This is a genomic window from Salinivibrio sp. PR932, assembly GCF_001996125.1.
Taxonomy (GTDB): Bacteria; Pseudomonadota; Gammaproteobacteria; order Enterobacterales; family Vibrionaceae; genus Salinivibrio; species Salinivibrio proteolyticus.
The window spans coordinates 44130-60041 of record NZ_MUFM01000012.1 but is presented as its reverse complement, the minus strand read 5'-3'; the positions used below and the strand labels follow the sequence as shown (position 1 = coordinate 60041).

The 15912-nt window shown below is 52.7% G+C and carries 11 protein-coding genes; 5 read left to right on the top strand and 6 right to left on the bottom strand.

Annotated features, from left to right (window positions below):
* Positions 1-172: 172 nt before the first annotated feature.
* A complete protein-coding gene (gene tamA / locus BZG84_RS08035; RefSeq protein ID WP_077481070.1) occupies positions 173-1876 on the top strand; it encodes an autotransporter assembly complex protein TamA in 1704 nt (567 codons plus the stop codon).
* Positions 1873-5637, top strand: coding sequence for an autotransporter assembly complex protein TamB (gene tamB, locus BZG84_RS08030; RefSeq protein WP_077481068.1), 3765 nt, complete (start codon positions 1873-1875; stop codon positions 5635-5637). The genes tamA and tamB overlap by 4 nt, the downstream gene beginning before the upstream one ends.
* Positions 5638-5688: 51 nt before the next feature.
* Here tamB and ppa read toward each other — a convergent pair whose 3' ends face one another.
* Both ppa and fbp read right to left on the bottom strand, forming a co-directional pair.
* Complete coding sequence (ppa, locus tag BZG84_RS08025) at positions 5689-6216, bottom strand: inorganic diphosphatase (protein WP_069589628.1); 528 nt, start codon at positions 6214-6216, stop codon at positions 5689-5691.
* Positions 6217-6344: 128 nt separating this feature from the next.
* Positions 6345-7367, bottom strand: a complete 1023-nt coding sequence (fbp, locus tag BZG84_RS08020; protein WP_077481066.1) for a class 1 fructose-bisphosphatase — start codon at positions 7365-7367, stop codon at positions 6345-6347.
* Between the two features lie 259 nt (positions 7368-7626).
* On the opposite strand from fbp, the gene mpl reads away from it, so the two are divergent.
* Both mpl and BZG84_RS08010 read left to right on the top strand, forming a co-directional pair.
* On the top strand, positions 7627-9000 hold the full coding sequence (gene mpl / locus BZG84_RS08015; protein WP_077481064.1) for a UDP-N-acetylmuramate:L-alanyl-gamma-D-glutamyl-meso-diaminopimelate ligase: 1374 nt from the start codon (positions 7627-7629) through the stop codon (positions 8998-9000).
* The gene (locus BZG84_RS08010) at positions 8990-9610 is read left to right on the top strand and encodes a flavin prenyltransferase UbiX (RefSeq protein ID WP_077662798.1); all 621 of its coding nucleotides are present in this window, start codon (positions 8990-8992) and stop codon (positions 9608-9610) included. The genes mpl and BZG84_RS08010 overlap by 11 nt, the downstream gene beginning before the upstream one ends.
* A 42-nt stretch (positions 9611-9652) precedes the next feature.
* On the opposite strand, the gene BZG84_RS08005 is transcribed toward BZG84_RS08010, so the two are convergent.
* The 3 genes from BZG84_RS08005 to argR all read right to left on the bottom strand — a co-directional run bounded on the left by BZG84_RS08005 (position 9653) and on the right by argR (position 13491).
* Entirely contained in the window at positions 9653-10084 is a 432-nt protein-coding gene (locus BZG84_RS08005) for a universal stress protein (protein ID WP_069589614.1), read from the bottom strand.
* A gap of 61 nt (positions 10085-10145) precedes the next feature.
* The gene (locus BZG84_RS08000) at positions 10146-12716 is read right to left on the bottom strand and encodes a TRAP transporter permease (protein WP_077481062.1); all 2571 of its coding nucleotides are present in this window, start codon (positions 12714-12716) and stop codon (positions 10146-10148) included.
* A 304-nt stretch (positions 12717-13020) separates the two neighbouring features.
* Positions 13021-13491 carry a transcriptional regulator ArgR gene (gene argR, locus BZG84_RS07995; RefSeq protein WP_069589610.1) on the bottom strand — a complete coding sequence of 157 codons (471 nt, stop codon included), beginning with the start codon at positions 13489-13491 and terminating at the stop codon, positions 13021-13023.
* A gap of 293 nt (positions 13492-13784) precedes the next feature.
* Here argR and mdh point away from each other — a divergent pair, with 293 nt between their 5' ends.
* Positions 13785-14723 carry a malate dehydrogenase gene (mdh, locus tag BZG84_RS07990; protein WP_069589609.1) on the top strand — a complete coding sequence of 313 codons (939 nt, stop codon included), beginning with the start codon at positions 13785-13787 and terminating at the stop codon, positions 14721-14723.
* A gap of 83 nt (positions 14724-14806) precedes the next feature.
* On the opposite strand, the gene ispB is transcribed toward mdh, so the two are convergent.
* A complete protein-coding gene (gene ispB / locus BZG84_RS07985; protein ID WP_077481060.1) occupies positions 14807-15778 on the bottom strand; it encodes an octaprenyl diphosphate synthase in 972 nt (323 codons plus the stop codon).
* Positions 15779-15912: the final 134 nt, after the last annotated feature.

The window sequence follows — 15912 nt, the reverse complement described above, 5'->3', positions numbered from 1 at the left end:
TGTGGTGTAAAAGCGCAAAGCGGACTGCTGTGCGCGTCAGTGGGTTGGCATACAGGCATGGATTCCGCATCTTGTCATCAACATGATGCTGGCATCCTGCCCCGCTCAACACGTAATATGGCAAGATATCATCAATTTAGCCGGGCGACACCCGGGTATTGGATCTCACTGCATGAATATACGGCTATTCCCCCTATTCGCGATCGCTATCAGCGTGATATCTAGCATCGCCCATGCGGAAGTCGACATTGATATTGAAGGGCTCGATGGTATTGCACAAGACAATGTCGAGACCTATTTAGCCGCGATTGCTCCAGAAGAGCGGGACGGCTCCTACCGGTTTATTGCCCGTGTTGAGCAGGATGTGCGTAAAGCACTGCAAGCGGTGGGGTTTTATCAGCCTAAGATCACTATGCAAATGGACGGAGACGCTACGCTGGAAGTCAAGGTTGATCCGGGCAAACCCGTTCGTTTGGCACAAGTGGATGTGGTGTTTAGCGGTGAAGCGGGCATGGATGACGATTTTCATGCTCTCAAGGCTGACGGGCCGCAGCCGGGCGCGATTCTTAACCACGGAGACTATGAGTCCCTGAAAAGCCAAATCCAAAGCTTGGCGGTGAAAAAGGGATACTTTGACGGTCGTTTTACGCAGACACGTCTCGAAGTCTCTCCCACCCGCCAACAAGCGTTTATTCGTCTGCACTTTGCCAGTGGTAAGCGTTACCACTTTGGCGCGATTCGCTACCAAGGTGCGCAAATTCAGTTGCAGCGTCTCGACACTTTACGTGATTTTTCCCCGGGCGAGCCGTATCGCGTGTCGGCATTGGGTGAGTTTAACCAAGCGCTTGCCAACACCGGGTGGTTTTCCAGTGCGTTAGTCCAAGCAGACATGGAAGAAGCCGAAGACACTGAAGTGCCGATCAAGGTGACACTGACCCCCGAAGCACGCAACAAATTTGAAACTGGGGTCGGGTATTCCACCGACATTGGCCCGCGGCTCAAGTTTAATTGGCGCAAGCCTTGGTATAACTCACGCGGTCACAGTATCACCACATCATTGGCGATTTCTGAGCCCGAGCAGACGTTGACCTCTACCTACAAGGTTCCCTTGGAGGATGTTTCTCGCGAGTATTATCAAGTGCAGTTAGGGTTACAAAATACCGAACAACGCGATACCTCCAGCCTTGAGGTATCGACCTCGATTTCCAGGCATTGGCTGTATGATACCGGCTGGCAACGCAGTGTTTCGTTACGCTGGCTTTATGAAGACTACACCCAAGGGCTAGATGAAGATAGCGTCAGCGTGGTGCTGCCAGGGATCAATTTTACCCGCACCCGCGCTCGCGGTGGATTAATGCCGCATTGGGGAGACAAACAATCTATTACATTGGAAGCGGCCGATCCGATTTGGCTGTCCGATATTAGTTTGGTGCGCTTGCAAGGGCGGAGTGCGTGGATTCGTAGCCTCAATAAAAACCATCGCGGCTTATTACGCGTTGATGGTGGTGCCCTGATTTCTGAAGAGTTCAGTGAAGCGCCGCCATCGTTACGCTTTTTCGCCGGGGGCGATAACAGTATTCGCGGTTATGCTTTTGAAACCGTTTCCCCTGTCGATGACAGCGGTCAGCTCAGTGGCGCCCGCTACATGTTAACCGGTACGTTGGAGTACCAATATCGTCTAGGTGGCAACTGGTGGTGGGCGTTATTTGCTGATGGTGGTGACGCGTGGACCCACAATTTATCGTGGAAGCGTGCGGCTGGTACCGGTATTCGCTGGTCATCGCCGGTAGGTCCGATTCGTCTTGATGTCGCGCGTGGTTTTGATAATGACGATGATGATTTTCGTATACACCTTACGCTAGGGCCTGAGTTATGAGTCGTTGGTTAGTCAGGCTAACGTTTATTGCGTTAATCAGTATTTTTTCTTTGGTGGGGCTGGTAGCGGCCGCACTTTTTACACCAGTGGGCTTGCAGGTCGGGATTTGGGGTGCGCAGAAAGCGCTACCTGCGTTATCAGTCGATGAGGCCGACGGCAGTCTACTCACCGGCTTCGTGCTGCAAGGGGTGCGCTATGATGATGAGCAGCTACGACTGAATGCCGAACAGCTAAGGCTTGTCATCCAAGGTAAGTGCTTACTGACGCCTGCGCTTTGTATTGATCAATTGGCCGCCGAGGGGGTCACGCTCGATATTGATTTGCCCGTGAGTGAGGAGGATACATCCTCGCAAGACGTATCCACGTCGGCTATCCAAGCGCCGCTGCCTATTCACATCAATGCCTTTGCCTTTAAGGATGTGGCGATTCAGGTCGCTGGACAGTCGGTGAGTTGGCATCAATTGCAAGGTGGCGTGCATTTTGTTGGCGACACCTTAACTTTATCGCCGACCGATTGGCAGCAGCTAGTGGTGATCCTGCCGAGTGAGCCCCAAGACAATACCGACCAAGCGGTCGGTAAACCGGATAGCGCGGTGGCAAGCACGCCATGGCATTACCCAGGCCTGGAGTTACCCACGGTGGCGCTGCCGCTGGCTATCGAGGTGGAGCAGCTTCGCCTGCAAGATACGCGGATTGAAGCGGGCACAGTACAAACCCTCTCAGCGTTATCTTTGGCGGGTAGCGTTCGAGGCAGCGCGGTGACTATTGATAGTTTCTCGGTGACCGCCCCCCAAGGCACGGCAAGCCTTGCAGGTGATATTACACTTAAAGGTAAGTACCCACTTACCTTACAAGCCCAGTTGACCAGTAATCTTTCCCCGCTTCAAGGCCAAGCTTTATCACTGTCGGCCTCTGGAAGCCTAGCCGCGCTTGAGCTAAACGCGAATGCGCACGGACCGGTGACGGCGACGCTGGAAGGAGAGGCAAACCTGCTGGCGGCAAACTTACCTTTTGCGGTGCAGTTGCAGAGCAAAGCCTTGGCTTGGCCGCTGACGGGGGAAGCGATCGCGGCATTACGCGAGCTACAATTTCACGCCGATGGGGATTTGTCCGACTATCAGCTCGGTTTACAAACCGGCGTCGAGGGCCCTGAGATTCCGACCACCCAGCTGAATTTAACCGGCCAAGGCAGTCTAACGGCGCTGACCCTCTCGCAGCTTGAAGCTAATACGCTTGGAGGTAAGGTGGCCGGTCGTGCCAGCGTGGATTGGTCCAGCGAGCCTTTTTGGCAAGCTGAGTTAGGGTTTGCCAACATCCAACCTCAGCAGCAATGGCCAGAGGTCACGGGGGATTTAACCGGTGCAATCAGCCATCGTGGTCGCTTAACCGCCCAAGGCGGCTGGGATGTGTCGGTGCCTACGTTGGTGGTGCATGGGGAGTTACAAAAACTGCCTCTAGCGGTCGCGGGCGCACTTAACGCGCATGATCGTGATGGCGATGGCCAGCCGAGCGTGTCGACGCCGGGACTGACGCTGTCGCATGGTCCCAATCACGTCACGGCACAAGGGCAAGTGCGTGATGAGTGGCAAATGGGACTGTCGGTCGATATTGCCGATTTGTCGCAATCCTTGCCCATGCTCACTGGTGTGATCCGTGGCGATGCACGATTGAGCGGGCCGTTTGCACAGCCAACCGCAAAGTTGGCGCTTCATGCTAAGCAATTGCGTTGGCAAGATGTGCGCATTAATCAGCTAACGGTAGACGGTGATCTGGCCGTAAAAGATCGCTTAGGCGGCGAGCTGACGGTGTCGGTATTAGGCGGGCGCTATCAAACCGCGCGCTTAGACAACCTTGATTTAACCGTGCGCGGTGATGAAGCGGCACACCAGCTGGATTTGCGCTGGCAAGGGGCGCCGGCGTCTGGCGCGTTACGTGTTGAAGGTGCATTGGCCCGAGACACTGGCTGGAAAGGTAAACTACTTGATACATCGGTGAACGTGGAAGAACTTGGCGACATTGTGCAGCAAAGTGCGGTACCCATTGCGTTTAGTTTCACTGATATGCAAACCGAGGTTGGCGAACATTGTTGGCAGTGGCAAGCAACGTCTTTGTGCTTATCGCAACCGGCGACAATCGGCGAGCAAGGGGAGGTGGCCGCCAAGATTGAAGGCTTTGAAGCGAAGCAAATCGCTGCCTTCTTACCGCCGGAATGGCTGCTTGATACACGTGCCAATGCCGTGGTTCATGCACGTTGGCAGCCTGACGCCTCGCCGGATGTACAAGCCTCGATTGATATCGCGGATGGCAATCTGCGCCAGCAGGCCGACACGCCACTGGTGATTGGCTGGCAGCATGCCAACTTCAATGCGCGTTGGCATCAAGATGCACTGCAAGGTGCGTTGGCACTCACCTTATCTGAGGGTGGCACACTGGCTTCAGCCTTTACCTTGAATGATCTGTTAGCGTCGACACGTACGATTGATGGGAATGTGCACATGAATGCGGTGCAACTTGCCAAGCTGGAGCCGTTACTCGGCGGTGACAAACAGGCCGATGTTAATGGCGAAGTGAATGCTAACTTACGCGTTCAAGGTCCGATTACATTGCCGAAAGTCTTTGGCGAGCTGGATATCAGCGCATTACGTGTGAAAGGGTTATCATCGCCGGTTGATGTTAATGACGGGCAGGTGACGGTCAACCTTGATGGTCAGCAGGGACAGTTAACCGGCCAGCTGATTACTCCCGATGGCACCTTACGCCTCAAAGGTGAGGGTCGGTGGCCGACCGTGAGAGGTTGGTTGTTTAATCTGAATGTCGCGGGCGATACGTTGCGAGTGAATGTGCCGCCGATGGTCCGTCTTGATGTTGCGCCTGACTTAACGGTTTCAGCAACCCCAGAACAAGTGGCGATTCGGGGGAATATTGAGGTGCCATGGGGACGGATTGAGGTGGAGCACTTGCCGGAGTCGGCCGTCACTGTGTCGGATGATACGGTGATCCTCAATCAAAACTATGAGCCTGAAGACGCGGAACAAAAAGATGCGGTTCCTTTTAATTTGGTCACGGATGTACGCTTAGTGCTTGGTGATGAAGTTCGGCTGGCGGCGTTTGGTTTGAAGTCGCGCTTGGCAGGAGAGCTTAACATTAAGAACAACCGTAAAGGCGCCTTGATTGTCGGTAACGTGAGCTTGTTGGAAGGAACCTATCGATCATTTGGACAAGATTTGATTATCCGTAAAGGGGAAATCTTATTTAATGGCCCTGCTGATCAGCCGTATTTGCAAGTCGAAGCGATTCGCAATCCCGAGCGCACTGAGGGCGATGTCATCGCGGGGATCCGACTTACAGGACCTGCCGATGAGCCGGTGGCGACTGTATTTATGGATCCGGCCGGTTCGCAGGCCAATGCCTTGTCATACCTGTTACGCGGCCGAGCACTTGATGCTGGCGCCGGTGATGCCAATATGACCTCTATGCTGATTGGTTTGGGCTTGGCGCAAAGTGGCAAACTGGTAGGCGAAATTGGTCAGGCGTTTGGAGTCGAGGATCTCACTCTTGATACCTCTGGCGCCGGCGATGAGCAAAAAGTCGAGGTCTCGGGATATATTCTGCCTGACTTGGAAGTGAAGTATGGGGTGGGGATCTTTGATGCGATAGGGGTGTTCACGGTGCGCTATCGATTGATGAAAGATCTTTATCTAGAAGCGGTGTCGGGAGTCGATCAGGCGGTGGATCTACTCTATCAGTTTGAGATTAAATAGAAAAAAGCCCGCGTGTTGACGCGGGCTTCTAGCTTCATGGCGATGGCGCTATTATTTTTGCGCGCGCTCAAATGAAGACAGGATTTCGTCTTTTGCCGCTTGGGCATCTTCCCAACCGTCTACCTTCACCCATTTGCCAGCTTCTAGCTCTTTATAGCGCTCGAAGAAGTGCGTGATTTGTGCTTTTAGCAGCTCAGGCAGGTCGTTCACGTCTTTCACGTGATCGTACTCTTTGGTCAGCTTGCTGTGCGGTACCGCGATCACTTTGGCATCTTCACCAGACTCGTCGGTCATTTTGAGCACACCAACAGGGCGGCAGCGGATCACTGAGCCGGGTACCAATGGGAATGGGGTTGGTACCAGCACGTCAACTGGGTCGCCGTCCAAAGACAAGGTGTGGTTTACATAGCCATAGTTACATGGGTAGAACATAGGCGTTGCCATGAAGCGATCAACGAATACGGCGCCGCTGTCTTTGTCGACTTCGTACTTAATTGGATCGGCGTTGGCAGGAATTTCAATCACCACATAAATATCTTCAGGCAGATCTTTGCCCGCTGGGACCTGGTTCAGGCTCATGGGATGTCCTTTTGTTTATCAAAAAAGTGTGTGCCAATTATAACCACCGAGCGTGAAAATAACAGAGGCGACCGCTGTGGTCGCCTCTTAATCATAAATTGCGGTGAAATCTCACCGTCTCACCGCACTTAGTTATCGTCGTGATCAGGGTAGCGTTCGAGGTATTCACCCACTTTGTCCACCATATTGCTGGAGCCGACAAAGAAAGGCACGCGTTGGTGCAATTCTTTCGGATCGATATCCAGTATGCGCTGGGTACCATCGGTCGCTTTACCACCCGCTTGCTCAATAATAAACGCCATGGGGTTGCACTCGTAAAGCAAGCGTAGCTTGCCGTTGGGATAGGCAAGTGTGCTGGGGTATAAGTAAATACCGCCTTTTAGCAGGTTGCGGTGAAAGTCCGCGACCAAAGAGCCAATATAGCGTGAGGTGTAGGGACGCTTCTCATTAGGGACGTTTTCTTGACAGTACTTGATATATTTTTTGACGCCTTGTGGGAATTTGATGTAGTTCCCTTCGTTAATCGAGTAGATGTTACCGTCTTGAGGAATGGTCATGTTCTCATGCGACAAGCAGAATAGCCCAAGCGACGGGTCATAGGTAAACCCGTGCACGCCATCGCCCGTGGTGTAAACCAACATGGTCGATGAGCCGTAAATGACGTAACCGGCAGCCACTTGGCGGTGGCCGGGCTGTAAGAAGTCTTCCTCGGTGGGGGGAGTACCCACCGGCGATACGCGGTGGTAGATAGAGAAAATGGTGCCAACAGACACATTAACATCAATGTTAGAGGAGCCATCCAGTGGATCGATGAGGACGACGTATTTGGCGTTACGGTTGAGCTGCTTGTTGAAAATAACCGCTTCATCTTCCTCTTCGCTGGCAACGCCACAGACGTGGTCGCGGGCTTCCATGGCGGCTTTAAACTTTTCGTTGGCGTAGACATCGAGCTTTTGCTGCTCTTCGCCTTGTGCGTTTTCTGTGCCAATCGCGCCGGCAATATCGACCAGACCGGCTTTGTTGACTTCACGGTTAACAATTTTGGCGGCCAGACGGATGGAGGCGAGAAGAGAAGATAAATCACCGCTGGCGTGCGGGAAGGCGTGCTGTTTCTCAACAATATACTCGCCGAGGGTCTTAATGTCGGGCATTCTCAATCCTTAATGATGATGAACTTTCTTTCTGATGCAATCGGATACATGGGCAGTCAGCTGCCTCTTAAAATCGCTGATATTCTAGCGCCAGCGACTTTTTAATCGTACTGAAGAAATACATGAAGCAAGGGAAGTGTGATCGCCACATAAAAACCATGTCAGATGTACGCAAGCGATAAGACCCAAGCGCCAATCCAAGGCATAATGACAGCCTTATGCCGGATGGCTGAGCAACCAATACAACACAGTGAAGGCTATGCATATTCATATTCTCGGCATCTGTGGCACCTTTATGGGTGGCGCCGCGATGCTCGCAAAACAATTGGGACACAGGGTGACGGGCTCTGATAGCCATGTTTACCCCCCGATGAGTACGTTACTCGAATCTCAAGGTATTGAGATTATCGAAGGTTATGATCCGGCTCAGCTTGCTCCCGCTCCGGACCTTGTGGTGATTGGTAATGCAATGAGTCGTGGCAATCCCTGTGTTGAGGCGGTACTAAACCAAGGTTTACCGTATACCTCAGGCCCGCAATGGTTGCATGATTTCTTATTACGAGACCGCTGGGTGCTGGCGGTTTCTGGCACACATGGTAAAACCACTACCGCTAGCATGTTGGCATGGATCTTAGAAGATTGCGGCTACGCGCCCGGTTTCTTGATTGGCGGTGTCGCGGGGAATTTTAATGGCTCGGCACGATTGGCCGATAGCCCATTTTTTGTGGTAGAAGCCGATGAATATGACAGCGCGTTTTTTGATAAACGCTCCAAGTTTGTTCATTACCAACCGAAAACCTTGGTGATCAACAACCTTGAGTTCGACCATGCCGACATATTTGATGATTTGGCCGCGATTCAAAAGCAATTCCACCATGTGGTGCGCACTGTGCCGGGGATTGGCCAAATCATTGCGCCCTCGGACGATGCCAATGTCGCAGAGACGCTTGCCATGGGGTGCTGGAGTGAATGCGTTTATGCAGGACCAGATGGACAATGGCAGACGGTGAAAAAAGATCCAGCCGGCAATCATTTTTCGGTGTATTTTGCCGGCGAGCATGTTGGGGATGTGAACTGGGACTTAGTTGGTGATCACAATGTACGTAACGCGTTAATGGCCATTGCGGCAGCGCGTCATGTGGGCGTAACGCCTGACTTAGCCTGTCAGTCGCTCGAGACCTTTATCAATACCAAGCGACGCCTTGAGTGGCGTGGTGAGCAAGCCGGTGTCACTGTGTATGATGACTTTGCTCATCACCCGACGGCGATTCGACTGACCCTTGAGGGGTTACGCGCGAAAGTCGGTAATGGTCGCATTCTGGCGGTGTTAGAGCCACGTTCCAATACCATGAAGCAAGGGGTTCACAAAGACACGCTGGCGGCGTCGTTGGCTCGTGCTGACCAAGTGTTCTTGTTCCAACCCCAAGGGCTGGATTGGTCGCTTGAAGCGGTGGTGGATAGCTGCGAGCAGCCGTCGCATATTCATGCCGATATTGATGGGTTGGTAACCGCTTTATGTGAGCAAGCCCAAGCAGGCGATACCGTGTTGGTGATGAGTAATGGTGGCTTTGGTGGTATTCACGACAAGCTGCTTAACGCGCTCGGCGATAAAGGGGAAAAGCATGGCGGATAAACGCATCACTCTGGCGTGGACAGGTGCCTCTGGCGCGCCATACGGGCTACGTTTGCTCGAATGCCTGCTTGCACAGGATTATCAGGTTTTCTTATTGATCTCATCGGCAGCACGTGTGGTGTTAGCCACCGAACATGGCCTGAAATTGCCTGCCGGGCCTGACGCGGCCAAAAAGGTATTGGTAGAACATTTACAGTGCAACACGGATAAGCTAGTGGTGTGTGGCAAAGAGGATTGGTTTTCGCCAGTTGCCTCAGGGTCAGCGGCACCGAAGCAAATGGTGGTATGCCCTTGCTCCGCCGGTTCATTGGCGTCGATTGCGCATGGCTTGTCCGATAACCTGATTGAACGGGCGGCGGATGTGGTGCTTAAAGAGCGCGGACAACTTCTGTTGGTGGTGCGTGAGACGCCCTTTTCGACCTTGCATCTTGAGAACATGCACAAGCTCTCGCAAATGGGGGTGACGATTATGCCAGCCGCGCCGGGTTTTTATCATCAACCCCAGTCGATAGATGATCTCATCGACTTTATGGTAGCGCGTATTTTGGATCATGTCGGTGCTGAGCAACAGCTGGTGCCACGTTGGGGCTATGACCAACGCGAACGATGAACGGTGCTCAGGCAAGCGCAAGCATGCCTGAGCACTACACAGCTAAGGTTTGAGTACCATCACGTGCACTGTCGCCCCTTCGAGCACTTTGGCGGCGACGGAGCCGAGCATCATTTTATTGACGCGTGAACGTTTGTGGCTTGGCATCACGATGAGATCGCAGCCAATACGCTCGGCGGTTTTAATGATCCCCTTGTAAGGTTTCCCTTCCGCAATTGACACCTCACAGGCGATGGTTTTTGGCACGTATTTATCCGCAAAGCCTTGTAAGTTTCGCTTCATATCGCGTTTCATTTTGTTGGCGGCGTCTTCCGGGAAATAAGAGGCCACCATCGAATTATGAATGCCCGGCAGCACAGTCAGTAGGTGTATTTTTGCGCCAGATTGGCTGGCCAGCCAGACCGCATGATCGACGGCCTTGTCAGCAAAGCTCTCATCATTGAGGTCAACCGGAACCAAGATGTGTTTATACATAGCGATATCCTTTACGGTCTAAAAAAGAAAAGGGCACGCGGTAAAACACGTGCCCTTAACACTAGGCTTGGCGAATGCGACGGCGTTGATTCCAGCCGAGTAATGCCAAGAGCAACAAAGTTGGCACGAAGACCCATTCTTTCCATGGGCGGACATTATCGACAGTCACGGCTTTGATTTGCCAATCAAAATCGATGCCTGCTTTGTCTGCATCACTGCCAAACTGAATCATATCTACCAAGAGTTTGCCATCTTCCTCACGGAGCATGAGGCCTGTGTCACTGATGCGTGCTTCGCCGCTTTCCAAGCTGTGATCGATGGGGAGCACGACATGTTTCGCTATCTGCTCACCAAAGAAGTTTTCCCCTTCCACTTCCAGCTGTAACGGCTCGCCTTCAGGCAAGGTGCCTGCGATACGCACTAATTCAGTGCCCGGATAGCTGGTGGTCGGTGGGTACACTTCGTCCCACCAAAAGCCGGGGCGGAAGAGCGAGAAGGTGATCACTAGAAGTAGTGCGGTTTCCCACCATTTATTCTTGGTGAGCCACCACCCTTGTGTCGCCGCGGAAAAAGCCAGCATTGCGATGGTTGCCGACACCACGGTTAAGATCAGGTGAATGGGGCCCTCTAGGTCTAGCAACAACAACTGAGTGTTGAAAATAAACATAAACGGCAGGATGGCGGTACGTATGTCGTAGGTAAAGCCCTGCACACCGGTACGTATCGGGTCGGATTTAGCAATGGCCGCCGCGGCAAAGGCTGCCAAGCCGACCGGTGGCGTGTCATCGGCAAGGATACCAAAGTAGAACACGAACAAGTGTACCGCAATCAAGGGAATGATCAGCCCTTGTTGTGCGCCTAAGGTAACAATCACTGGCGCCATCAGGGTGGAGACCACGATATAGTTGGCGGTAGTCGGTAGACCCATCCCCAATAGCAAGCTGATGACCGCGGTAAACAGCAGCATCAAGAAGATGTTGCCGCCGGAGATAAACTCGACAAAGTCCGTCATCACTAGACCGATGCCAGTGAGGGTGACGGTACCCACCACAATCCCCGCAGCCGCAGTGGCAACGCCGATACCTATCATGTTACGTGCACCGGTCACAAAGGCTTCGGCCATATCGACCACACCGTCGCGGATTTCTTCTTTAAAGTTGGTCCGTTGATTGAAGTAAGCAATCAGCGGGCGCTGGGTGAGAATAATAAAGATCATAAACACCGTCGCCCAAAATGCGGACAAACCCGGTGAGAAGCGTTCGACGGTCAAACACCAAACCAATACGCCAATAGGCAACAAATAGTACAAGCCAGAACGTACGGTTGGGCCTGGCTCCGGCACTTCGGATAAATCGGCGGCGGCCGGGTCTTCTGCCGCTTCGGATTTGTACTGAGCGGAATAGCGCACCAACAGCACATAAGCGATTAATGTCAGCAGACCAATGATAACGGTTGCCATGGCACCGAACACATCTTTGGTCCAACCGATGCCGTAATAGACCGCGGCACTGAGGACCAGCAAGCCCACAAACACGGTCATAAATGAGAACAGTTTTTGTAGCAAGGTGCTGGTGTGGCGGCGCGGTAGGCCCTGCATCCCAGCCTTACACGCTTCTAAGTGCACGATGTAAATCAGAGCGATGTAGGAGATAAGCGCAGGCAGTAGTGCGGCTTTAATTACCTCGACGTAGGAAATCCCCACGTATTCCACCATCAAGAACGCGGCAGCCCCCATAATGGGTGGGGTGAGCTGGCCATTGGTCGAGGCGGCTACCTCAACCGCGCCGGCTTTATGGCTCGGGAAGCCCACACGTTTCATCAAGGGTATGGTAAAGGTCCCAGTAGTCACTACGTTGGCAATCGATGAACCTGAGACCAAACCGGACAGGCCGGACGCGACTACCGCGGCTTTGGCGGGGCCACCGCGCATGTGACCGAGTAGCGAGAAGGCCACTTTAATGAAGTAGCCGCCGGCACCGGCACGATCGAGTAATGCCCCGAACAGGACAAACAGGAATACAAACGAGGTAGAGACGCCCAGCGCCACCCCGAAAACCCCTTCCGTGGTGAGCCACAGATGCGACATGGCTTTATTTAAGCTCGCCCCTTTATGTGCGATCACATCCGGCATGTAGGGACCGGCGAAGGTGTAGAGCAAGAATACACCGGCGACCACCATCAATGGGGGGCCAAGTGCACGGCGGGTCGCCTCAAGCATCAACACCATACCAATGGCAGCGACCGTGATATCCACGTCGGTATAAGCGCCGGCGCGTCCAGCTAGATCGTTATAAAATAAGAATAAATACCCTGCGGCAAAGCTTCCCGCTAAGGCGAATACCCAGTCGAGTAGGGGGATACGATCGCGGGGAGAGGTTTTTAATGCAGGATAAGCGGTGTAGGCCAAGAACATCGCGAAAGCGAGGTGAACCGCGCGAGCTTCGGTGTCATTGAGGACACCAAAATCGAGCATAAAGGGGAGAGGTGAGGCATACCATAGCTGAAACAGTGACCAAAAAAGTGGTACCAGCCATAAAATGCGTCCCGGCAGTCCATGAGGTGAGCGCGCACCTGTATCCGCTTGCGCGACCATGTCTTGCACATCAGGAGACGATTGACTTGTCTTCGTCATGCAGTTTGTCCTTATTATCATTTGCACCGCGAGAGCGGCAGCAATGTCCCGAGAAAAGGGTACTCTCTGTCACAAAGCATAGCCTGTAGACAATGACATCAGTGTCAACGATGAGTACCTAACCGTTAATTATAATGGGCCGATGGGTGGCCAATGCGTTAATCGTTTGTTGGCGGTCAAACGCCGATAGTAACAGAGCGATAAAGAAAAATTAAAAGGATGTTATCGCTTTTGTGTGAAAAGGTGTGTAGCGAAGAGGGGAAAAGACAGACAGGCAGCGGGATCACGCTGCCTGACAAAAAGATTAGTAGTGGTATTCAAACAGATCACAGACGGCTTCAAACAGTGCCTCTGTGGTGGTGCCACGGGTGGGTGTGATAAAGATGGTGTCATCCCCAGCGACGGCGCCCAAAATCCCCTCAGCTTTGCCAAGAGAGTCCAGTAAACGGGCAATTAATTGTGCCGCGCCTGGACCAGTGTGAATGACGACAACCGCTTCGTTATAGTCGATTTCCATCACTAACTCGCGCAATGCGCTGCCTGTAGTAGGTACGCCCAATTCGATAGGAAGGCAGTACACCATCTCCATCTTGGCATTTCGGGTACGCACAGCGCCGAACTTGGTCAACATGCGCGACACTTTCGACTGGTTAATGCCCTCAAATCCTTGAGCACGTAAGGCTTCCACGATCTCGCCCTGAGAACTGAACTTTTCTTCTTTGAGGATGGCTTTAAACGCCCGAACCAATTGGTCTTGTTTTTCTGAGTTACGCATGACGGCTGACTCGCAATGACAAACGAGTGGCTATTTTGCATATACATTCACCGAAGGGCAATTGCTGACCCCACAAATTGGCGACAGCATCACTGTTCCTAACTCGATTCACGCGATTTCAACGCAGCAAAAAGAAAAATGAGAGCTTTGGCTGATCATCACCGCTTGACGCTTGAGTGCACGCATAGGCGGGCATATGATGAGCCCACAGTTCGCACCATTACGTGGCGATTTGTGCCCGAACAGAAGCCGGACCGGATCCGGACTATAAGAAATATCGAAAGGAGAACGACATGAAAGTTGCTGTGATTGGCGCCGCGGGAGGCATTGGTCAGGCGTTAGCCCTACTGCTAAAAAATAACCTGCCAGCGGGTTCCGACTTGGCTCTGTACGATATCGCACCGGTTACCCCTGGGGTAGCTGTGGATTTAAGCCATATCCCAACCCCGGTTTCTATTAAAGGCTACAGCGGTGAAGATCCAACCCCAGCGCTGGAAGGCGCGGACGTGGTCTTGATTTCTGCAGGCGTCGCCCGTAAGCCTGGCATGGACCGCTCAGATCTGTTCAACGTAAACGCCGGTATTGTTAAGTCTTTAGCGGAAAAAATTGCCGATGTTTGTCCGAAAGCGTGTGTCGGTATTATCACCAACCCTGTGAACACGACAGTGGCGATTGCGGCGGATGTCCTCAAAGCCAAAGGCGTCTACGATAAAAACAAATTGTTCGGCGTCACCACTTTGGATGTGATTCGCTCTGAAACTTTTATTGGTGAGCTAAAAGGCATGGATCCGCGTGAGGTTTCCATTCCGGTGATCGGCGGTCACTCAGGCGTTACCATTTTGCCTTTGCTGTCTCAGGTGAAAGGAGTGAGCTTTACTGACGAAGAAGTCGCAGCGCTTACGCCACGTATCCAAAATGCGGGTACAGAAGTTGTCGAAGCCAAAGCAGGTGGCGGCTCTGCGACCTTGTCGATGGGGCAAGCAGCGTGCCGTTTCGGCCTATCTCTAGTGCGCGCGCTACAAGGTGAGTCAAATGTGGTGGAGTGTGCCTACGTGGAAGGCGATGGTCAGCACGCGCGCTTCTTTGCCCAACCGGTGCGCCTGGGTAAAAACGGTGTGGAAGAAATCTTGAGCATCGGTGAGCTGAGCGCGTTTGAGCAAAAAGCCATGGACGATATGCTCGACACCTTGCGTAAAGACATTCAAATGGGTGAAGAATTCGCGGCGAAATAGAGCCCCTTCATCGATGGAAAAACGGCGCGATAGGCGCCGTTTTTTATGCTTGCTTGTCGCTAAATAGCAATAGACGCTTGTGGTTACTTATTCCGGTTAACCGCCAATTTTGCCAATGCGACTAAGGCGGCCTTGTAGTCCGAATCCGCTAAACCATCTAGGGCGCGAATCGCCTTTTCTGATTCTTGCTCTGCACGCTCGCGGGTGTAGGACAAGGAGCCACATTGGTCCATGCAGGCTAAAATCGTCTCGAGTTTGTCCCGTCCATTCCCTTTCTCAATGGCTTCGCGGATCATAGCCGATTGATGCTCAGTACCGTGTTGCATCGCATGCAGCAAGGGGAGCGTTGGTTTCCCTTCGGCTAAATCATCGCCGGCATGCTTACCCATTTCGTCATCCGCGCTGGTATAGTCCATGACATCATCAATCAGCTGAAACGCCGTTCCCAAATAGCGGCCATAATCTTGGAAGGCTTTTTCTGTCTCTGGATCCGCGTCGTTGAGAATGGCCCCGACCTGGGTCGCTGCCTCAAAAAGACGTGCGGTTTTAGAGTAGATCACCTGCATGTAGCTCGCTTCGCTAGTATTCGGGTCGTTACAGTTCATTAACTGCAGCACTTCCCCCTCGGCAATCACATTGGTGGCCTCACTCATCAGATCCAATATCTTCAACGAGCGCAGACTGGTCATCATTTGGAATGAGCGGGTATAGATGTAGTCGCCGACCAGCACACTGGCGGCATTACCGAACATGGCATTGGCCGTTGCATTGCCACGGCGTAAATCCGATTCATCGACCACATCATCATGAAGCAAGGTAGCGGTATGAATAAACTCAATAAACGCGGCCGCTGTGGTGTGTTTTTCACCTTGATACCCAAGGGCTCGCGCCGCAAGAACCGCCAACATTGGGCGTAAGCGTTTACCCCCACTGTTCACGATGTAAAAGCCAAGTTGGTTAATAAGCGCGACGTCAGAATTGAGTTGAGCCAGTATTTTTTGATCGACCTGCGCCATGTCATCACTGATCAAGGCTTGGATTGATTTGAAATCCATGAATAAAATCCGGGCTTTGTCCTAGTTGCTTGCTTGCCGCCACCAAACTGCACGTTTCTACGACGTGATGGATGAAAGACGCATGACGTATCAGCGTTGGCGTGCTTTCAGGGTCAGTATCGGCGCTAGCGCGG